Genomic DNA, 20,111 nt, shown 5'->3' with positions numbered 1-20,111 from the left:
TTGTCGTGAATCATTCATTTCGATCGATATGGAGCGAGACCACCGGCTGCTGGGTCGCGGTTGCGGAAACGACACGGGCGCGCGGCAAGCGTTCGCGCAGCGCTTCCTGCGCGAGCCGCCGCGCCGCACACGCGGCAACATGCCGGACCTCGCTTCGCATCGCGGTAGCCGGCGTTGCGCTGGCCGCGCTGTCGGCCGGCGCCGCGCATGCCTCGACCTGCGGCGGCACGGCCGTCGCGAACGGCGGCACCTGCGCACCCGGCAGTTTCAGCCCGACCGTCAACGACAACCTGGCAGGCTCCGCCACCGTCTCGGGCGGCGACACCATCGGCGTGTCGGGCGCGTGGGCCGGCGCCGGCGGCGACCCGGGCTACACGCTCACGCCGATCGGCAGCACGACCATCGTGTCGGGCAACCCGAACCAGCCGCTGCTGTCGCTCGGCGGCAAGACGCACAGCGTCAGCACACCCGACTCGATCACCGGCACCCGCACGTCGGTCGCGACCTACGATTCGTCCGCGTTCTCCGCGTCGACGGCCGGCACGACCCCGGTACCCGTCTACCACGACGTGAACGGCGATCAGTACGTGAACACGCGCATCGGCACCGTCGCCGCCACCGGCGGCACGCTCAACGTGTCGATCGGCAATGCGGCGAACGCGCCCGATGCGGCCGGCAACGCGATCGAGATGGCGGCGAAGCAGACCGACCTGACCTTCGCGGACGGCACGGGCGCCGCGAAAAGCACCGTCACCTGGAACTCGCGCAACCAGGTCCGGTTCACCACCGGCGACTATCTTGCGGACGGCGGCGCCGTCGGCAGCCGCCAGCTCGACGTGCCGGCCTACGCGGGCACCTTCACCGCATTCGACGGCAGCACGTGGAAGGTCACCGACGCCGCATCGCTCGCCGCGTACAACGACTTTCTCGTGCGCTCGGTGCAAAGCGGCGCGCTCGGCTCGCAGGCCGCCTACGACAGCGCGCTCGGCCAGGCCGTCACGTTCTCGCAGCAATCCTTCCAGTATCAGAACAACGTGTCCCCGGGCGACAAGAACACGCTGCCGATCGGTTTCCTGTCGGCGATGCACGGCACGGGCGCGAACGCGACACTGCAGATCGGCAAGGACGGCCAGATCGACTTCCGCGGCGTCAACACGATCGACTCGAGCTCGGCCGTCCTCGCGGAAAACGGCGCGCACTTCATCAACGACGGGCGCCTGTCGGGCGACTTCACGCTGGTGCGCCTGCTGAGCGGCGCAAGCGGCGTCAACAACGGCGTGATCTCGTCCGGGTACGCGTCCGGCGACGACTTCGACACGAGCGGCAGCGCGCCGCCGAACAACTTCGGCTACCACGCGTACACCGAAGGCAACGGCGTGTTTGCGAATGGCGCGGGCACGTCGTTCGTCAACCACGGCGTGATGAACGTCGGCGCGTGGACGCTCGACGGCAACCAGCCGGACCTGCAGAACTACGCGGTCGCCGTGACAGGCGGCGCGACCGCGTCGAACGCCGGCACGATCAATGTCGGCGTCAATGCGACGACGCTCGACAGCCAGGTGATCGGCGGCCTCGTCGATGGCGGCAGCTTCACGAACGAAGCGGGCGGCACGATCACCCTCGGCCGCTCGGCGCAGTACGCGCCCGGCGGAACGGCAAGCGACGTCGCACTCGCCGCGCACGCATACGGCATCCTGCTCGGCAATTCCGGCACCGCGAGCAACCTCGGCACGATCGTGATCGGCTCGCAGACGCAGAACGGCGCCGCGCTGGCGAGCATCGGCTCGGCGTCCGGCACGCTGACCAACGCGGGCGCGATCGTCGTCAACGGCGCGGCGTCCGGCACGCCGCTCGCCAACGTCGGCATGCTCGCGGCCAACACGGCCGCGACCGTGACCAACACCGGCACCATCACGCTGAATGGCGTCAACGGCATCGGCATCATGGTCGTCGGCACCGGTGCGCAGGCAACGTCCGCGCTGTCGAGCGGCACGATCAACGTCGCCGGCGGCCTCGATCCGGCCTCGAGCACGCGTAACTACGGCGTGTGGGCCGAAGGGCCGCGCGCCACGGCCACGCTCGACGGCGCGCTCAACCTGACGGGCACCGGCGCGATCGGCGTGCATGCACGCTCGGGCGCGACGATCAACGTCGGCGCCAATGCCGTGCCGGCCTTCATGTCGGGCGCCAACCAGATCGGCTTCTACGCGTATGGCGCGGGCTCGAAGATCAACGTCGCCGCGCAGCACCTGAGCGTCGACACCGACGATTCGACGCTGTTCCGCGTCGCGGGCGGCGCGGCCTACACGGGCACGTCGACGGCCGGCGCGCTGACGACCGACGTCAACGGCCAGCGCGCGCACGGCGTGCTCGCGACCGACGCCGGCACCGTGCTGTCGACCGGCAACGCGACCTACAACGTCAACGGCGCGAACGGCATCGCGATCGCGATCGAAGGCGGCGCACAAGGCACGATCGACGCGGGCGCGACGATCAACCTGAACGCGGCCGGTGCGATCGCCGGCGTCGTCGACGGCCAGGCGCACGACCTCGCCGGCGCCAATGCCGGCGCACCGGTCGCCACGACGCTCACCAACCACGCCGCGGTCACGTCATCGACGGCCGGTGTCACCGGCTTCGTCGCGCAGAACCTCGGCACGCTCGAGAACCGCGACACGGTGCTGCTGACGGGCGCCGGCTCGACCGGCGTCGTGATCGGCACGCTCGGCACGGTGAACAACGCGTCGACGATCCGCGTATCCGACGGCACCGGCGCGCTCGTCCAGGGGGCGTCGGCAACGCTCGCCAACGCCGGTTCGATCGAAGCCGACGACGGCATCGCGGGCGTCCACCTGACGGGCGCCGGCGCATCGGTCGCGCTGTCGGGCGCCGGCACCGTGATCGCGAACGGCAGCGCCGACGGCGTGCTGATCGACTCGACCGTGACGGGCGGCGGGCTGGCAGCCGGCGCGACATCGATCGCGGTCGGCGGCTCGGGCAAGGGGATCGACAACCAGGGGACGAACGCGACGATCGCGCTGGCCGGCACGCAGATCGGCACGACCGGCCGTGGCGCCGACGGCCTGTCGTCGACGGGAGCCGGCGCGCGCATCGCGACCGATGCAGCGACCGTCGTCCGCACCAGCGGCGACAACGCACACGGCTTCTTCGTGTCGGGGGCGGATTCGACGCTGGCGGCCAACGGTACGACCGTCGCGACGACCGGCGCGGGTTCGGCCGCGATCGTGACGACCGGCGGCGCGACCGCGCTGCTGTCGGGCGCGAAGATCACCACGTCGGGCGCGACGTCCGACGGCCTCGTCGCGCAAAACGGCGGCCGCATCGGCGATACGGGCTCGACGATCGCCAGCGCCGCCGGCAACGGCGCCACCGCCGACAGCGGCGGCGTGCTCGCGCTGACCGGCACGGCGCTCAAGGGTGCGACGGCCGGCGTGCTGACGTCCGATACGCTCGCAAACGGCGCAACGAACTCCGTGCTCGTCGACGGCGGCAGCGTCACGTCCGTCACCGGGCCGGCTTTCGCCGTGCGCGGCGGCACGGCCGACATCGCCGTGCGCAACGGCACGGTCGTGACGGCTGGCAACGGCACGCTGCTCGACCTGTCGAACGGCAACCGCGCCACCTTCACCGCATCGGCCGTGAACCTGGCCGGCGACATCGTCTCCGACGCGTCGAGCACCGGCAACGTGTTCCTCGCGAACGGCACGACGCTGACCGGCAAGATCGACCCGGTCGCACTGTCCGTCGACAACACCAGCACGTGGCGCATGACGGGCAGCTCGGTCCTGAGCAGCCTGAACAACGCGGGCCTCGTCGCATTCGCCGCACCGACCGGTTCGCCGACGCTCGCGGGCAGCTACAAGACGCTGACCACCGGCAGCTACGTCGGCAACGGCGGCACGATCGCGCTCAACACGTTCCTCGGCGCCGATGCCTCGCCGACCGATCGGGTGATCGTGAACGGCGGCACCGCGAGCGGCACGACGGGCCTGAAGATCGCCAACACGGCCGGCACCGGCGCGCAGACGAGGGGCGACGGGATTCCGGTGGTCGTCACGGCCAACGGCGGTACGACCACCGCGTCGGCATTCCAGCTCGCGGGCCCCGTGCAGGCAGGCGCATACGAATACCGGCTCTATCGCGGCGGACAAGGTGACGCGAACGGCTGGTACCTGCGGTCGCAACTCGATCCGTCGGACCCCGGCGACCCGATCCACCCGTCCGGCGGCGGTGACCGCGGCAACAACGGGAATGGCAACGGCGGCACGCTCGCGTATCGCCCCGGGGTCTCGGGCTATGCCCTCACGCCGCTGCTCAACGCCGACTACGGCTTCTCCACACTCGGCAAGCTGCACGAGCGCGTCGGCGACATCTACAACCTCGAAAAGCAGCAGCCGGGCAATCGCGACGGCGTGTGGGGGCGCATCGGCGGCCAGAGCCTCGACGCAAACGCGGGGCGCTTCTCGGCAGACGAGCGCACGTTCTTCGCGCAATTCGGCAAGGACTGGACGCTCGACCAGGCACCGAACGGCGGCGGCAGCACGCATGCGGGCGTGACGGCCAGCATCGGCGTGTCGAACGCGAGCTTCAGCGACATGGCGCGCGCCGAGACGGCCAACCTGTCGACGTCGACGGGCTCGGTCGAGATGCACGCACAGAGCATCGGCGGCTACTGGACGAAGTACCTGTCCGACGGCACGTACTTCGACAGCGTCGGTCAGGTCACGCACTACGGCAACCGCTATCGCGACAGCTATGGCAACGAGGCGTCGCAGAACGGCTTCGGCATCGCACTGTCGCAGGAAGTCGGCAAGCCGTTCGCGATCGGCGCGCTGCCGGTCGCGGTCGAGCCGCAGGCGCAGCTCATGTACCAGTACTTGAAGCTGAACGGGTTCAACGACAACGTCTCGGCGGTATCGGGTACGACGACGAACGCGCTGCGCGGACGCGTCGGCGTGCGCATCTTCCGGCCGAACCTCCAGTCGGATTCGGGCGGCGGCGCCGCCACGCCGTACTTCACGGCCGACGTGCTGCACGACTTCGTATCGCCGGGCCAGACCGTCGTCGGCGGCACGCCGTTCGCGACGCATCTCGGCCGCACGTGGTACGAACTCGGCGTCGGCGTGACCGCGGGCTTCGGCAAGTCGGGCGAGCTGTACGCGAACGCGAAGATCGCGCGCAACATCGGCGGCGACTACCGGCGCGGCATCGTCGGGCAGGTCGGCTACCGCTACAGCTGGTAACGGCGCGCACTCGCGTAACGGCGGACGAAAAAAACCGCCCGGCGCTCGGCCGGGCGGTTTTCGTATCGGCGCATCGGCAGCGCCGACGCGCGCGAACGCTCAGTGCAGGATCTTCGCGAGGAAGTCCTTCGCGCGTTCCGATTTCGGATTCGAGAAGAAATCGTCCTTGCGGTCGTCCTCGACGATCGCGCCCTTGTCCATGAAGATCACGCGGTGCGCGACCTTCTTCGCGAAGCCCATCTCGTGCGTGACGACCATCATCGTCATCCCTTCCTGCGCGAGTTCGACCATCACGTCGAGCACTTCGTTGATCATCTCGGGGTCGAGCGCGGACGTCGGCTCGTCGAACAGCATCGCGATCGGATCCATCGACAGCGCGCGCGCGATCGCGACACGCTGCTGCTGGCCGCCCGACAGCTGGCCCGGGAACTTGTGCGCATGCGCCTTCAGGCCGACTCGGTCGAGCAGCTTCATGCCCTTCTCGTTCGCCTCGTCCTTGCCGCGGCCGAGCACCTTGATCTGCGCGAGCGTCAGGTTCTCGGTAATCGACAGGTGCGGGAACAGCTCGAAATGCTGGAACACCATCCCGACCTTCGAGCGCAGCTTCGACAGGTTCGTCTTCTTGTCGCCGACCGACTGGCCGTTCACGAGGATCTCGCCCTGCTGGAACGGCTCGAGGCCGTTCACGGTCTTGATCAGCGTGGATTTACCCGAGCCCGACGGGCCGCACACGACGACCACTTCGCCTTTCTTGACCTCGGTCGTGCAGTCGGTGAGAACCTGAAACTGGCCGTACCACTTCGAAACGTTCTTGATGGAAATCATCTTGTGACCTTTTTCTGGAGACCCTTGACGAGTGCAGACGCCAACGAGCAAATCACGAAATAGCATGCGCCGGCGAACAGGACCATCTCGACGGTCGTGCCGTCGCGATCGCCGATGTTGGCCGCCGTGCGGAAGAAGTCCGCGAGACTGATCACGTACACGAGCGACGTATCCTGGAACAGGACGATCGCCTGCGTGAGCAGCAGCGGCACCATCGCGCGGAACGCCTGCGGCAGGATCACGAGGCGCATCGCCTGCGCGTAGTTCATGCCGAGCGCGAACGCGGCATTCACCTGCCCGCGCGGCACCGCCTGGATGCCGGCGCGGATGATCTCGGAATAATACGCGGCTTCGAACAGCGAGAACGCGACCATCGCCGAGGCGAGACGGATGTCGATCGTCGGCGACAACCCGAGCACGCCCTGCAGCAGCTGCGGCACGATCAGGAAGAACCACAGCAGCACCATCACGAGCGGGATCGAACGGAACACCGTCACGTACGCTTTCGCGAACCATGCGAGCGGCGTCACGCCGGACAGCCGCAGCAGCGCGAGCAGCGTGCCCCAGACGATCCCGACCACGATCGCGATCAGCGTGATCTGGAACGTGACGACCGCCCCCGTCCACAGCGTCGGCAGCGCGCCGGGAATACTACTCCAGTCGAACTGATGCATCACTTGCCTCCGATATAGCCGGGCAGCCGCGTACGGCCTTCGATCCAGCGCATGAACGCCATCACGACGAGGTTGATGATCACGTAGGCGAGCGTCACCGCGATGAACGATTCATACGTCTGCGCGGTGTAGTCGACGAGCTGGCGCGCCTGCGCGGACAGGTCGAGCAGGCCGATCGTCGACGCGACGGCGGAGTTCTTGAAGATGTTCAGGAATTCCGACGTGAGCGGCGGCACGATGATCCGGTACGCAACGGGCAGCAGCACGTAGCGGTACGTCTGCCATTGCGTGAAGCCCATCGCGAGACCGGCGGCGCGCTGGCCCTTCGGCAGCGCGTTGATCCCCGAGCGCACCTGTTCGCACACGCGCGCGCCCGTGAACAGGCCGAGACAGATGATCGACGCGGTAAAGAACTGCGTGGCGGGCGGCAACTGCTTGATCCAGGTGCCGATCGACGCGGGCAGCAGCTCCGGTATCACGAGATACCAGATGAAGAACTGCACGATCAGCGGAATGTTCCGGAAGATCGACACGTACAGGGTGCCGATCGCGGACAGCCATTTGTTCGGCACGGTGCGCAGCACGCCGAACAGCGAACCGACGATCAGCGCGATGACCCAGGCGACGAGCGACACTTCGATGGTCACCCAGAAGCCGGACATCAGCCATCCGAAATAAGTCGTCGGCTCGCCGGTCGATACGGGGCTCAGGAAGATGCCCCAGTTCCAGTGGTAAGACATGGGCAAGACTCCAGCAAAAAGAGACGGAAGAAGCGGGGCCTCTTCCGTCTCATTAGCGTCATTTCTGCATCAACGGCCGTGCGGTCAGTCGAGCGCCTTGTCGTTCGGGTTCGCGTACAGCTTCTTCATCGAATCGGACAGCGGGAAGTTGAGGTTCAGCCCCTTCGGCGGGATCGGGTTCTCGAACCACTTCGCGTAGATCTTCGCGGCTTCGCCCGACTTCTCGACTTGCGAGATCGCGTCGTCGACGACCTTCTTGAAGTCCGCATCGCCCTTGCGCATCATGCAGCCGTACGCCTCTTCCGATTGCGGCGTGCCGACGATCACCCACTCGCCCGGCTGCTTCGCCTTCGCGCGTTCGCCCGCGAGCAGCGCGTCATCCATCATGAACGCGACCGCGCGGCCCGATTCCAGCGTATTGAACGAATCGCCGTGATCCTTCGCGCTGATGATGTTCATGCCGAGCTGCTTGTCGTTGTTCATCTTGCGCAGCAGGCGCTCCGACGTCGTGCCGGCGGTGGTCACGACCGTCTTGCCCTTCAGGTCGGCGAAATCCTTGACGCCCGAATCCTTCTTCGTCATCAGGCGCGTGCCGATCACGAAGATCGTGTCGGAGAACGAGGCCTGCTGCTGGCGTTCCGCGTTGTTGGTGGTCGAGCCGCACTCGATGTCGACCGTGCCGTTCTGCACGAGCGGGATGCGGTTCTGCGACGTGACCGGAATGTTCTTCACCTGCAGGTTCGGCAGGTTCAGCTTCTTCTTCACCGCGTCGACCACCTTCAGCTGGAATTCGCGCGAATAGCCGACTACCTGCTGGTTCTGGTCGTAGTAGGAGAACGGAATCGACGATTCGCGGTGCCCCAGCGCGATCACGCCCGTGTCCTTGATCTTCTTCAGCGTGCCCGTCTCCTGAGCATGCGCGCCGCTTGCGAACGCGCAAAGCGCCGCGAACATCAGGACTGCCTTTTGGTATTTCATTTTGGTCATCTCCTTGGCTAAAACCCGCGCCAGTGTATCAAAGTAATATTTTTGAAAGTACTGGTTGTTTACCGCACTACGAATCGCGCTGCGCGAAGCCTTCCTCCCGGCTTCGGGCGCCCCTTCCGGCGCCTGAATGCGCGCGCGGGCGATGCCGAATTCGGCACCGCCCGCGAGGGTTCATGCACGCAACCGGATGGATTGCGTCATGGATTGATCGTAGTCAACCGATCTGAAATCGGCAACTGCCGATCAGGGGTACAGGCCGCGCATTTCGCGCGCCATCAGGATGCGCTTGCACGCAACGATGAACGCTGCGGTACGCACCGACACCTTGTGCTCTTCCGCGACCGCCCACACGCCGGAGAACGCTTCGCGCATCACGCGTTCGAGACGGTGGTTGATCTCGTCTTCCGTCCAGAAGAAGCTCGAGAAATCCTGCACCCATTCGAAGTACGACACGGTCACGCCACCCGCGTTCGCGATCACGTCCGGAATCACCAGCACGCCGTTCGCGGTCAGGATGTCGTCCGCCGCCGTCGTCGTCGGGCCGTTCGCGCCTTCGACGATGATCTTCGTGCGGATCTTCCCTGCGTTCTTCTCGGTGATCTGGTTTTCCAGTGCCGCCGGGATCAGGATGTCGGTTTCGACCGTCCAGAACTCGTCATTCGGCATCGGCTCCGCGCCTTCGAAGCCCGCGACGCCGCCCGTGCGTGCGACGTGGTCGAGCAGCTTGTTCGAATCCAGACCGGCCGGCTGGTAGATCGTGCCCGTGTGATCCTGCACCGCGATCACCTTCGCACCCGCTTCCTGGAACAGCTTCGCCGCGATGCCGCCGACGTTGCCGAAGCCCTGCACCGCGATGCGTGCGCCTTCGATCTCGAGGCCCTTCTTCTTCGCCGCTTCGCTGCCGACGACGAACACGCCGCGGCCCGTTGCTTCCTTGCGGCCGAGCGAACCGCCGAGCGCGATCGGCTTGCCGGTCACGACGCCGGTCGACGTCTGGCCCTGGTTCATCGAGTACGTGTCCATCATCCACGCCATCACCTGTTCGTTGGTGTTGACGTCCGGCGCCGGAATGTCGGTGTTCGGGCCGATGATGATGCCGATTTCGCTGGTGTAGCGGCGCGTCACGCGCTCGAGCTCACCACGCGACAGCTTGCGCGGGTCGACGCGGATACCGCCCTTCGCGCCGCCGTACGGCACGTTCACGGCCGCGTTCTTGACCGACATCCATGCGGACAGTGCCATCACTTCCGACAGCGTCACGTCCTGGTGGTAGCGCACGCCGCCCTTGCCCGGGCCGCGCGACACGTTGTGCTGCACGCGATAGCCTTCGAAGTGCGCGACGGTCCCGTTATCGAGCTCGATGGGGCAGTCGACGATCAGGATGCGCTTCGGGCGCTTCAGCGTTTCGAGCCAGCGCGACAGCGAGCCGAGATACGGCGCGACGCGATCGACTTGCTGAAGGTAGTTGCCCCACGGGCCGAGATCGTCGGCGTGCAGGTAGGACGGGATGGACTGCAATTGCGAAGACATGGATGCTCCAACGGTCAACAGGTGCGCACATTGTCGAAAAACCCGTTTTTTTTATCCAATGCCGTTTGCTTATTCGATTATGCGTTTCTTGCATGATCGCGATTTTTCGCAAATCCGCGGTCGATTTGCGCAAGAACGCCCGCGATCGATCGTGCATCGCGTACGTGAAAAATCGTGTTTCCTGGCGGCGGGACGGCCGCCGGACAGCCGTCCGACAGGCTTCGCAAGCTCGACGACAGCAGGCCGGCGGTTAACCGCCCGCGGTTAACCCGCGGTTTCGCGCAATTCGTCGCGCACGACGTCCCACAGCGCACGCACGAGCTTCTGGCGGGGATCGTCGCCCTGCAGCGCGAGCTTGTCGCAGTACAGCCGGATCTCCATCGTCAGCGTGAACGGGTGCGCGCCGCCGCGCACCGACCGGTCGAGCCGGATCAGGCGGCCGCCCGCGACCGCATCCTCGACCGCGCTGTGCGGCAGGAACGCGACCCCGTGGCCCGCGAGCGCCATCGCCTTCAGCCCTTCGGCCATGTCGGTCTCGTAGACGCGATCGAGGAACAGCGGTGTCGTCGCATTCGCGACGATGACTTCCGTCATCCGGCCGAGATACGCGTTCGGCGTATAGGACAGGTACGGCACGCGCGCGTCGGCCGTGCCGGGCAGCGTATAGCGCGGCCGCCCCGCGCGGCCCGGCGCCGAGAACGGGCTGATCGGCTCGCTGCCGAGAATCAGCATGTCGTAGCGCGCCGGGTCGAGCGCGACCGGATGGCTCGGGTGGTGGTAGCCCATCACGAGATCGCAGCCCCCCTCGACGAGCGACAGCACCGCATCGTGCACGTTCAGCGCGCGCAGCCGCGTGTGGACCTGACCCATCTTCGCCTCGATCCGCTGCAGCCAGCGCGGGAAATACGTGAGCGACAGCGTGTGCGGCACCGCGAACTCGATCGTCGGCACCGGCGCGCCGACGTGGCCGCGCAGCAGCGTGCGCGCCTCGTGCGCCTGCGACAGCATCGTCAGCGCCTGTTCGTAGAAGATCTGCCCGGCCTGCGTGAGCCGCGTCGGATAGACCGAACGATCGATCAGTTCGGTCGCGAGCCATGCCTCGAGCGCCTGGATGCGCCGCGAAAACGCCGGCTGCGACACGTGCCGCAGCTCGGCGGACCGGCTAAAGCTGCGCGTTTCCGCGAGCGAAACGAAGTCTTCGAGCCATTTCAGTTCCATGCAGGCGGGCGCGGCGGGCGGCAGTCGGGAAGAAGCCTGCATTCTACCGGCGGGCGGGCCCCGCCGGCGGCGCGGCGAGCGGCCCGGCGCCCTGCCGCGCACGCGCGCCGGCGCGGTATCCGCGCGCGGCGGCGCCCGCCGGCCGCGCGCGGCCGGGATCGTCCCGCGCCAATGGTAAAATGCCGGATTCTCCCTCCCCTCGCTCGACCCGGCCCCAAGGCCCGCCCGATCATGTCCGACACTCGTCCCGATACGCTTTTCGCCCTCACCGCGCTTTCGCCCATCGACGGCCGCTACGCCAGCAAGACCGAAGCGCTGCGCGACTGGCTCTCCGAAGCCGCCTTCATGCGCCACCGCGTCACCGTCGAGGTGCACTGGCTGATCGCGCTGTCGCGCGCCGGCTTCGCGGAAGTCCCGCGCTTCTCCGATGCGTCCGAACAGTTCCTGCTGCAGCTCGCCGAGCGCTTCACCGCGCACGACGCCGCCCGCATCAAGGACATCGAGCGCGTGACGAACCACGACGTGAAGGCCGTCGAATACTGGCTGAAGGAATCGGTGAAGGGCCAGGAAGAACTCGAAAAGGCCAGCGAATTCATCCACTTCGCGTGCACGTCGGAAGACATCAACAACACGTCGCACGGCATGATGCTCGCCGGTGCGCGCGAGCACGTGATCCTGCCGGCCCTGCGCACGGTCTACCAGCGCCTCGTCGCACTCGCGCACGCGCACGCCGAGCAGCCGATGCTGTCGCGCACGCACGGCCAGCCGGCCAGCCCGACGACGCTCGGCAAGGAACTCGCGAACGTCGCGGCCCGCCTCGCCCGTGCGATCACGCGCATCGAGAAGGTCGAGATCCTCGGCAAGATGAACGGCGCGGTCGGCAACTTCAACGCGCATCTGTCGGCGTATCCGGAATTCGACTGGGAAGCGTTCTCGCGCGACGTGATCGAGAACCGCCTGAAGCTCACGTTCAACCCGTACACGATCCAGATCGAGCCGCACGACTACATGGCCGAGCTGTTCGACGCCGTGGCGCGCGCGAACACGATCCTGCTCGACCTCGACCGCGACGTGTGGGGCTACATCTCGGTCGGCTACTTCAAGCAGAAGACGAAGGCCGGTGAAATCGGCTCGTCGACGATGCCGCACAAGGTCAACCCGATCGACTTCGAGAACTCGGAAGGCAACCTCGGCCTCGCGAACGCGACGCTGCGCCACCTCGCCGACAAGCTGCCGGTGTCGCGCTGGCAGCGCGACCTGACCGACTCGACGGTGCTGCGCAACATGGGCGTCGCGCTCGGCTACTCGCTGCTCGCGTACGACTCGCTGATCCGCGGCCTCGACAAGCTCGAAGTGAATCCGCAGCGCCTGAACGAAGACCTCGACAACTGCTGGGAAGTGCTCGCCGAGCCGGTGCAGACGGTGATGCGCCGCTACGGCATCGAGAACCCGTACGAGCAGCTGAAGGAACTGACGCGCGGCAAGGGCATCACGCGCGAAGCGCTGCAGGAATTCGTCGGCACGCTCGCGATCCCGCAAGACGCGAAGGATCTCCTGCTCGCGATGACGCCCGCGTCGTACATCGGCAAGGCCGTCGAACTCGCGAAGCGGATCGCGTAAGCGCCGCCGTCTGCGCACGTAAAAAAGCCCGATGCGATTGCTCGCATCGGGCTTTTTTCGTTGCCTGCCGCGGCAGCATCAGAACGAGATCATCCGCCCCGGGTTGAGCGCGCTCATCACACTCATCGCGGCCTTCGCGGCGGGAATCGCGATCGGCGACAACTGGCGGCCGAGCGGAATCGCGCGATGGTCGATGCCGGTCAGCATCGAGAAATCGTCGTTACGGCCGACGAAATCGTCGCAGATCGCCTTGCCGATCCGCACCGTCTGCGCGACGCCGTGGCCGCTCCAGCCCTGCACCATGTACATCGGCACACGGCCGTCGGTCTTGCGGCTGTCGGTCGCGCCGTTCAGCGTGAAGTCGCTGACGCCGCTCCAGCAGTAGTCGAGCGCGAAACGGCCGTCGTGCTGCGGGAACACCGTGTTCAGCCGCGTCAGCAGGTACGCGTTCACGTCGGGCTGCGCCCAGCACGTGCCGGTGCCCTGCCCGCCGAACAGCAGGCGGTTGCCGCGGACCGGCCGGTAATAGTCGATCTGGAACTGCGTGTCGTACACGGGCATGCCGGCCGGCATCAGCGTCGCGACGTCGACGTCGAGCGGCGCCGTCACGCTCACGTAGGTAAAGAACGGCACCGTGGTCGCCGCGCCGTCGTCGAGCAGCCGGAACGTCGTGTTGTGCAGCGCGAGCACGACGCCGCGGCGCGCGGTGATCGTGCCGCCCGGCGTCGTCGCGACGACGCCCTCCGGCGTCTCGTCGAGCTCGAGCACCTCGGTGCCCTCGAACAGCGCGCCGCCGTTCAGCCGGAAGCCGTGCACGAGGCCGCGCACCAGCGCGAGCGGATGAATCTGTCCGCCGATCGCGTCGATCGCCGCACCGTGGTACAGCCCCGAGCGCACGTAGTCGTCATGCAGCTGATGGCGGCCGACGAGCGTCACGCCCGCGTCGCCGAGATGACGGCGCGCATCCGCGCCGTCCAGCAGCGCGCTCATGTGGCCCGGGTGAACCGCCGCGGTGATGTGGCCGCGCTTGCGGTCGAGCTCGAGCGCGTAACGTGCGCCGATCGCATCGATCAGGTCCATCGATTCGGCCGACGCGAAGCGCCACAGCCGCTTCGCGTCGTCGTGGGACAGGTAGTCGATCATGTCGGCGGCTTCCCAGCGCGCGAGGCCGGGCGTGAGCTGCCCGCCGTTGCGGCCCGATGCGGCCGAGCCGACGTGGTGCTTGTCGACGAGGATCGTGTCGACACCCGCTTCCGCGAGATGCAGGGCGGCCGATGCGCCGAGCAGGCCCGCGCCGATCACGAGCACGTCGCAGACGGCGTCGTGCGCGAGCGGCGCGCTGTTCGCGTGGCGTGACAGCGACGCTTCATACCAGTTCGCCGGGCGCTCGCCGTCGTAGCGGGCCGGGTCGCACCAGTTCCAGTTGTCTTTTTCGATGTTCAGTTGCGTTTGTTCGAAACGCGATTCGCCCTGGATCAGGGATGGATTGTTGAAAGTCATGATTGCACTTGCATGGTCTTGGGCCGCCTGTCGAAGGGCCTCGTTGCGTCGAGGCTTCGCGGGTGGGGCAGCCGGTTCCACATGGGTGTCAACGAGAAAAGGGGCGTGATGGCCCGTGTTGACGGCGGCACGCTCGTGCCGCCTGGATCCCGGACTGTGCGAAAGCACGTATTGAAAGGTGCCGGGACACCCAATTTCTACACCGCAGAAATAATTCTACAGTGTAGAATAAGCTTTCGTCAAGTTTACAGCCGGTGCCGCACCGGCTCGCCAGCCCGCATCGATGAAAGACAAACCCGCCCAGGGCCCGCGCGGCCTCGACAAGGATGCGATCGTCGCGGCCGCGCTCGCGCTGCTCGAAGACGTCGGCGAAGCCGCGTTCAGCGTGCGCAAGCTCGCGCAGTCGGTCGGCTGCGACCCGATGAGCGTGCTGTACCACTTCAAGTCGAAGGAAGGCCTGAGCCGTGCGATCGCGAACGCGCTGTCGCGCTCGCTCGTGCCGGTCGACGCCGCGCTGCCGTGGCGCGAACGGCTGCGCGACCTCGCTCGCCAGTACCGCGCGCTCGCGCTGCGCTACCCGGCGGCGTTCGCGCTGCTGCAGCGGCACATGAGCACCGGGCCGGCCGATCTCGCGCACATCGAGGCCGTGCATCGCGCGCTGGCCGACGCCGGCATCCCGCGCGCGGCGCTGCCGTCGGTGTGCGTCGGCTGGTATGCGAGCGTGATCGGGCTGGCCGCGGCCGAAGCCGGCGGCCTCACGCGCGCCGCGAACGACGTCGAGCTCGCGGAAATGGCAGCGCTGTCCGACGCCGCGCATCCGCTCGTCAAGGCGGCCGCCCCGCTCTATGCGCAGCTCGATCCGGCCGCCGTGCACGACACGATGCTCGACGTGCTGCTCGACGGCATCGCGAAGCAGGCGCCCGCGGCCTGACCGGCCCGCGAAGACGAGCCGCCAACGAAAAAGGCGCCCGAAGGCGCCTTTTCCATGACGATTGCCGCGAACCGCGCTCAGTGCTGCTGCGCGATGCCGATCTTCAGCATGACCTGATCGACGATCTGCTCGGGCGTCAGCTCGATGCTGACCTCGATCGCTTCGTCCGGGCCCGGCTCCTCGAGCGTGTCCAGCTGGCTCTTCAGCAGCGACGGATCGAAGAAATGGCCGGTGCGGCTCTTCAGGCGCTCGTGCAACACCTCGAACGAACCCTTCAGATACACGAACCGCACGTCGGTGTCGGTGCCGCGCAGCACGTCGCGGTACGACCGCTTCAGCGACGAGCACGTGAACACGGCCGTCTCACCGGCACGCTGCTTTTCCTCGATGGCCGCGCGGATCGTGCGCAGCCACGGCCAGCGGTCGTCGTCGGTCAGCGGAATGCCGTGGTGCATCTTTTCCTTGTTCGCCGCGCTGTGAAACGCGTCGCCATCGGTATAGCTGCACGACAGGCGTTCCGCCAGCATTTCGCCGATCAGCGACTTGCCGGCGCCCGACACGCCCATTGCGATCAGAATCATTGACTACCCCTTGTTACAGAACCATGCTCAGCAGCAGTGTAAAGCCGAGGCCGAGCACCGAGATGATCGTTTCGAGCAACGACCAGGTCTTGAACGTCTGACCGACCGTCATCCCGAAGTATTCCTTGATCAGCCAGAAGCCGCCGTCGTTCACGTGCGAGAAGATCAGCGAGCCCGAGCCGGTGGCGAGCACCAGCAGTTCCGGGCTGACCGCCGCGCCGGACGCCGCCGCGATCGGCGCGACGATGCCGCAGGCCGTCGTCATCGCGACCGTCGCCGAACCCGTCGCGAGACGCATCAGCGCGGCGACGAACCAGCCGAGCAGCAGCGGCGACAGGTGCGCGTGCTTCGCGGTCTCGACGATCTGCTGCGAAATCCCGCTGTCGCGCAGGACGCCGCCGAAGCCGCCGCCCGCGCCGACGATCAGCGTGATGCCCGCGATCGGTGCCAGGCATTCGCCGCAGAACTTCTGGATCTGGTCGCGGTTGAAGCCCTGCAGCTTGCCGAACGTGAAGAAGCTCACGAGCACGGCGATCAGCAGCGCGACGTCCGAGTTGCCGGCAAAGCGCAGCAGGTTGTTCGGCAGCGACTTCGGCGTGAACACCAGGTCGGCCCAGCTGCCGACGAGCATCAGCACGACGGGCAGCAGGATCGTGAACAGCGTGATGCCGAAGCTCGGCAGTTCGCGCTTTTCACCGTTCGCGCGCGAGTCGACGAACTGCGCGGCGAGCGGGTTGTTCTCCGGCAGCTTCACGAACTTCGAGATCGTCAGCGCGAACAGCGGGCCCGCGATGATCGCGGTCGGCACGCCGACGATCAGGCCGAACGCGATCGTCTTGCCGATATCGGCGCCGTATTGCTGAACGGCCAGCAGCGCGGCCGGGTGCGGCGGGATCAGGCCGTGCACGACGGACAGGCCGGCCACCATCGGCAGGCCGACGACGAGCAGCGACTTGCCGGTGCGCTTCGCGACGTTGAACGCGATCGGGATCAGCAGCACGAAGCCGACTTCGAAGAACACCGGCAGGCCGACGATGATCGCGACGAACATCATCGCCCAGTGGATGTTCTTTTCACCGAACCAGTCGATCAGCGTGGTCGCGATCCGTTCGGCGCCGCCCGATTCGGCCATCATCTTGCCGAGCATCGTGCCGAGGCCGACGACGATCGCGATGTGGCCGAGCGTACCGCCGGTGCCCGTCTCGAACGACTTGACGATCTTGTCCATCGGCATGCCGACGGCCAGGCCGAGGCCGAGCGACACGATGATCAGCACCAGGAACGGGTAGATCTTGTAGCGCGCGATCATCAGGATCAGCGCGGCAATCGCGATCAGCGTGAATACGAGCAGCATGCTGCCTTGGACAGCCCCCATGTGGCACTCCTCCTAGAATTGTTCGAACCGGGCGAGCTGTTGCGAGTATGCCCGGCTATGCAGGTCTCCGAAACACGGGGGGTACCCACCCCGTCAGGACGCTGAATTTTACTTATCTTTACGGTCCACGGATAGAACCGGTTCCATCAGCAAAAACCCTCGGTAAAACAAGCACTAAGGCTCGCTTTCCGAGGGTCAAACCGTCATCTCGTACAAGTCTTATCGGGAAAGCTGGCTCGCGGCTTGCGCGAGGCGCGTGACTTCGGCCCAGTCCTGCGCGGCGAGCGCGGCTTTCGGCGTGAGCCACGAGCCGCCGACGCACACGACGTTCGGCAGTTTCAGGAAATTCGGCGCGGTTTCGACGGTGATGCCGCCGGTCGGGCAGAACTTCAGCGCCGGGAACGGGCCGTGGAACGCCTGCAGCATCGGCACGCCGCCCGCTTGCTGCGCGGGGAAGAACTTCACGATCTCGTAGCCGAATTCGAGCGCCTGGATGATGTCGCTCGGCGTCATCACGCCCGGCAGCAGCGGCAGGCCCGCGTCGAGCGACGCGAGGTGCAGCTCCTTCGTCAGGCCCGGCGACACGCCGAACTTCGCGCCCGCGCGCTTGGCCTGCTCGCAATGCTCGGGCTTCGTGATCGTGCCGACGCCGACGACGATGTCGTCCGCGAGCTGGCTGGCGCGCTGGATCGCTTCCAGGCCGGCCGGCGTGCGCAGCGTGATCTCGAGCACCTTCACGCCGCCTGCGTGCAGCGCACGCGACACGTGTTCGCCCTGCTCGACCGAGTCGAATGCGAGCACCGGGATGACCGGGCCCAGCTTCACGATTTCAGCAATCGTCTTCATTGAATTGGCTCCTTGAAATTCATGCGGCGACGTGGGCGGCCGTTTCGCCGACCAGCGCGCCGAAAACCGATGCGCCCTGCTCGGCCGGCGCGGCGGCCGCGCGGAACACGCCGAACAGTTCACGCCCGAAACCGACCTCGTTCTCGGCCTGGTGCAGCGGCTGCGCGACCGGGCGCGCCTGCCACTCGGCGGCGTCGACCTCGATGTCGAGCACGCCGGCTTCCGCGTCGATCACGAGCGTATCGCCCGTCTTCACCTTGCCGAGCGGGCCGGCCAGCAGCGCTTCCGGCGATACGTGGATCACGGCCGGCACCTTGCCCGACGCGCCCGACATGCGGCCGTCGGTAACCAGCGCGACGTGGAAGCCCTGATCCTGCAGCACGCCGAGCAGCGGCGTCAAACGGTGCAGCTCGGGCATCCCGTTCGCGCGCGCGCCCTGGAAGCGCACCACCGCGACGAAATCGCGCTTCAGCTCGCCGCGATCGAATGCTTCCTGCACGGCCTCCTGCGAATCGAACACGATCGCGGGCGCCGTCACCTTGCGGTGCTCGGGCGCGACCGCCGAAATCTTGATCACGCCGCGGCCGAGGCGGCCCTGCATCAGGCGCAGGCCACCGTCCGGCTGGAACGGGTCGCGGATGCCGCGCAGCACCTTCGTGTCGTGGCTCTCGGCCGCGCCGTCGACCCACGTCAGCTTGCCGTCGATCAGCTTCGGCTCCTTCGTGTAGTGCGCGAGACCCTTGCCGGCGACCGTCGTCACGTCCTCGTGCAGCAGCCCGCCTTCGAGCAGGTTGCGTACCAGGAAGGCCACGCCGCCCGCCGCGTGGAAATGGTTCACGTCGGCCTTGCCGTTCGGGTAGATCTTCGCGAGCAGCGGCACGACGGCCGACAGTTCGTCGAAATCGTTCCAGTCGATCAGGATGCCGGCCGCGCGCGCGATCGCGACGAGGTGCAGCGTGTGGTTGGTCGAGCCGCCCGTCGCGAGCAGCGCGACGATCCCGTTGACGATCGCCTTCTCGTCGATCACGTGGCCGATCGGCGTGTAGTGGCCGCGCTCGACGGTCAGGTCGAGCACGCGGCGCGCAGCCTCGGCGGTGAGCGCGGTGCGCAGCGGCGTGTGCGGGTGGACGAATGCCGAGCCCGGCAGATGCAGCCCCATCAGCTCCATCAGCATCTGGTTGCTGTTCGCGGTGCCGTAGAACGTGCAGGTGCCGTGGCCGTGATAGGCGGCGGATTCGGCTTCGAGCAGCGCGTCGCGGCCGACCTGGCCGGTCGCGAACTGCTGGCGGATCTTCGCCTTGTCGTCGTTCGACAGGCCGCTCGTCATCGGGCCGGCCGGCACGAAGATCGTCGGCAGGTGGCCGAACTGCAGCGCGCCGATCAGCAAACCCGGCACGATCTTGTCGCAGATGCCGAGGCAGAGCGCCGCGTCGAACATGTTGTGCGTGAGCGCGATCGCCGTGCCCATCGCGATCGCCTCGCGCGAGAACAGCGACAGCTCCATCCCCGGGTTGCCCTGCGTGACGCCGTCGCACATCGCCGGCACGCCGCCCGCGAACTGCGCGACCCCGCCGTTCTCGCGCGCGGCCGCCTTGATGATCTCGGGGAACTCCTTGTACGGCGCATGCGCGGACAGCATCTCGTTGTACGAGGACACGATGCCGATGTTCGGCTCGCGGATCGCCTTGATCGAGAACTTGTCGTTACCCTCGAGGCCGGCGAAGCCGTGCGCGAGGTTCGCGCACGATAGCGCGCCGCGTGCCGGGAACTTGCCCTGCGCGCCGTCGATGCGCTGCAGATAGGCGGAACGGGTCGATTGGCTGCGGGCGATCACGCGTTCGGTGACCTTCGCCAGAGTGGGGTGCAGCGACGTCATGCTGGGCGCTCCTGTATGCCGGCCGACACCGGCGGTTGGAATCGTGGGGACGGTCGAATGCGTCGACAGAACGAAGCCAGTCTAGTAGAAAAACTACAAGCATGCAATGCGGATTCGTCGACCCGCAACCCCCATTCCCGCTAC

Annotated in this window: 14 protein-coding genes; 3 read left to right on the top strand and 11 right to left on the bottom strand. The window is 67.0% G+C overall.

Going from position 1 to position 20,111, the window contains the following annotated elements:
- The first annotated feature begins 5 nt into the window (after positions 1–5).
- Positions 6–5,264: an autotransporter outer membrane beta-barrel domain-containing protein gene (locus CFB45_RS03185; RefSeq protein ID WP_089424496.1), complete on the top strand. Its 5,259-nt coding sequence runs from the start codon at positions 6–8 to the stop codon at positions 5,262–5,264.
- A 99-nt stretch (positions 5,265–5,363) separates the two neighbouring features.
- Here the strand turns inward: CFB45_RS03185 and CFB45_RS03180 are convergent, their stop codons facing one another.
- The 6 genes from CFB45_RS03180 to CFB45_RS03155 all read right to left on the bottom strand — a co-directional run bounded on the left by CFB45_RS03180 (position 5,364) and on the right by CFB45_RS03155 (position 11,238).
- On the bottom strand, positions 5,364–6,089 hold the full coding sequence (locus tag CFB45_RS03180; protein WP_046544940.1) for an amino acid ABC transporter ATP-binding protein: 726 nt from the start codon (positions 6,087–6,089) through the stop codon (positions 5,364–5,366).
- The gene (gltK, locus tag CFB45_RS03175) at positions 6,086–6,763 is read right to left on the bottom strand and encodes a glutamate/aspartate ABC transporter permease GltK (RefSeq protein WP_089424495.1); all 678 of its coding nucleotides are present in this window, start codon (positions 6,761–6,763) and stop codon (positions 6,086–6,088) included. The genes CFB45_RS03180 and gltK overlap by 4 nt, the downstream gene beginning before the upstream one ends.
- On the bottom strand, positions 6,763–7,503 hold the full coding sequence (locus tag CFB45_RS03170) for an amino acid ABC transporter permease (RefSeq protein ID WP_089424494.1): 741 nt from the start codon (positions 7,501–7,503) through the stop codon (positions 6,763–6,765). Before CFB45_RS03170 ends, gltK begins: the two co-directional genes overlap by 1 nt.
- Before the next feature lie 84 nt (positions 7,504–7,587).
- On the bottom strand, positions 7,588–8,481 hold the full coding sequence (locus CFB45_RS03165; RefSeq protein WP_174973240.1) for a glutamate/aspartate ABC transporter substrate-binding protein: 894 nt from the start codon (positions 8,479–8,481) through the stop codon (positions 7,588–7,590).
- Between the two features lie 252 nt (positions 8,482–8,733).
- On the bottom strand, positions 8,734–10,020 hold the full coding sequence (locus CFB45_RS03160; protein ID WP_011350945.1) for a Glu/Leu/Phe/Val family dehydrogenase: 1,287 nt from the start codon (positions 10,018–10,020) through the stop codon (positions 8,734–8,736).
- A 264-nt stretch (positions 10,021–10,284) separates the two neighbouring features.
- Positions 10,285–11,238 carry a LysR substrate-binding domain-containing protein gene (locus tag CFB45_RS03155; protein ID WP_089424492.1) on the bottom strand — a complete coding sequence of 318 codons (954 nt, stop codon included), beginning with the start codon at positions 11,236–11,238 and terminating at the stop codon, positions 10,285–10,287.
- Positions 11,239–11,469: 231 nt separating this feature from the next.
- On the opposite strand from CFB45_RS03155, the gene purB reads away from it, so the two are divergent.
- Complete coding sequence (gene purB, locus CFB45_RS03150) at positions 11,470–12,858, top strand: adenylosuccinate lyase (RefSeq protein WP_043191242.1); 1,389 nt, start codon at positions 11,470–11,472, stop codon at positions 12,856–12,858.
- Between the two features lie 78 nt (positions 12,859–12,936).
- On the opposite strand, the gene CFB45_RS03145 is transcribed toward purB, so the two are convergent.
- Positions 12,937–14,358, bottom strand: a complete 1,422-nt coding sequence (locus tag CFB45_RS03145) for an NAD(P)/FAD-dependent oxidoreductase (RefSeq protein WP_089424491.1) — start codon at positions 14,356–14,358, stop codon at positions 12,937–12,939.
- A gap of 283 nt (positions 14,359–14,641) precedes the next feature.
- Here CFB45_RS03145 and CFB45_RS03140 point away from each other — a divergent pair, with 283 nt between their 5' ends.
- Entirely contained in the window at positions 14,642–15,289 is a 648-nt protein-coding gene (locus CFB45_RS03140) for a TetR/AcrR family transcriptional regulator (protein WP_089424490.1), read from the top strand.
- A gap of 77 nt (positions 15,290–15,366) precedes the next feature.
- On the opposite strand, the gene CFB45_RS03135 is transcribed toward CFB45_RS03140, so the two are convergent.
- The 4 genes from CFB45_RS03135 to edd form a co-directional block, all read right to left on the bottom strand.
- Complete coding sequence (locus tag CFB45_RS03135) at positions 15,367–15,870, bottom strand: gluconokinase (RefSeq protein WP_089424489.1); 504 nt, start codon at positions 15,868–15,870, stop codon at positions 15,367–15,369.
- Between the two features lie 13 nt (positions 15,871–15,883).
- Positions 15,884–17,245, bottom strand: coding sequence for a GntP family permease (locus CFB45_RS03130; RefSeq protein WP_089424488.1), 1,362 nt, complete (start codon positions 17,243–17,245; stop codon positions 15,884–15,886).
- A gap of 219 nt (positions 17,246–17,464) precedes the next feature.
- On the bottom strand, positions 17,465–18,091 hold the full coding sequence (gene eda, locus CFB45_RS03120) for a bifunctional 4-hydroxy-2-oxoglutarate aldolase/2-dehydro-3-deoxy-phosphogluconate aldolase (RefSeq protein ID WP_089424487.1): 627 nt from the start codon (positions 18,089–18,091) through the stop codon (positions 17,465–17,467).
- A gap of 19 nt (positions 18,092–18,110) precedes the next feature.
- Positions 18,111–19,967 (bottom strand): phosphogluconate dehydratase, encoded by a 1,857-nt coding sequence (gene edd, locus CFB45_RS03115; protein WP_089424486.1) that lies wholly within the window; start codon positions 19,965–19,967, stop codon positions 18,111–18,113.
- Positions 19,968–20,111 lie beyond the last annotated feature (144 nt).

This window comes from Burkholderia sp. HI2500 (assembly GCF_002223055.1).
Taxonomy (GTDB): domain Bacteria; phylum Pseudomonadota; class Gammaproteobacteria; order Burkholderiales; family Burkholderiaceae; genus Burkholderia.
Note: the sequence above shows the minus strand (reverse complement) of the source record. Positions and strands in the feature narration are given on the sequence as shown.

What these genes read in the sequence shown, in the direction of transcription:
- CFB45_RS03155 (WP_089424492.1), bottom strand. Translation starts at nt 11,238, where the DNA reads ATGGAACTGAAATGGCTCGAAGACTTCGTTTCGCTCGCGGAAACGCGC.
- CFB45_RS03180 (WP_046544940.1), bottom strand. Translation starts at nt 6,089, where the DNA reads ATGATTTCCATCAAGAACGTTTCGAAGTGGTACGGCCAGTTTCAGGTT.
- CFB45_RS03170 (WP_089424494.1), bottom strand. Translation starts at nt 7,503, where the DNA reads ATGTCTTACCACTGGAACTGGGGCATCTTCCTGAGCCCCGTATCGACC.
- eda (WP_089424487.1), bottom strand. Translation starts at nt 18,091, where the DNA reads ATGAAGACGATTGCTGAAATCGTGAAGCTGGGCCCGGTCATCCCGGTG.
- gltK (WP_089424495.1), bottom strand. Translation starts at nt 6,763, where the DNA reads ATGCATCAGTTCGACTGGAGTAGTATTCCCGGCGCGCTGCCGACGCTG.
- CFB45_RS03135 (WP_089424489.1), bottom strand. Translation starts at nt 15,870, where the DNA reads ATGATTCTGATCGCAATGGGCGTGTCGGGCGCCGGCAAGTCGCTGATC.
- CFB45_RS03140 (WP_089424490.1), top strand. Translation starts at nt 14,642, where the DNA reads ATGAAAGACAAACCCGCCCAGGGCCCGCGCGGCCTCGACAAGGATGCG.
- CFB45_RS03130 (WP_089424488.1), bottom strand. Translation starts at nt 17,245, where the DNA reads ATGGGGGCTGTCCAAGGCAGCATGCTGCTCGTATTCACGCTGATCGCG.
- edd (WP_089424486.1), bottom strand. Translation starts at nt 19,967, where the DNA reads ATGACGTCGCTGCACCCCACTCTGGCGAAGGTCACCGAACGCGTGATC.
- purB (WP_043191242.1), top strand. Translation starts at nt 11,470, where the DNA reads ATGTCCGACACTCGTCCCGATACGCTTTTCGCCCTCACCGCGCTTTCG.
- CFB45_RS03160 (WP_011350945.1), bottom strand. Translation starts at nt 10,020, where the DNA reads ATGTCTTCGCAATTGCAGTCCATCCCGTCCTACCTGCACGCCGACGAT.
- CFB45_RS03165 (WP_174973240.1), bottom strand. Translation starts at nt 8,481, where the DNA reads ATGAAATACCAAAAGGCAGTCCTGATGTTCGCGGCGCTTTGCGCGTTC.
- CFB45_RS03145 (WP_089424491.1), bottom strand. Translation starts at nt 14,358, where the DNA reads ATGACTTTCAACAATCCATCCCTGATCCAGGGCGAATCGCGTTTCGAA.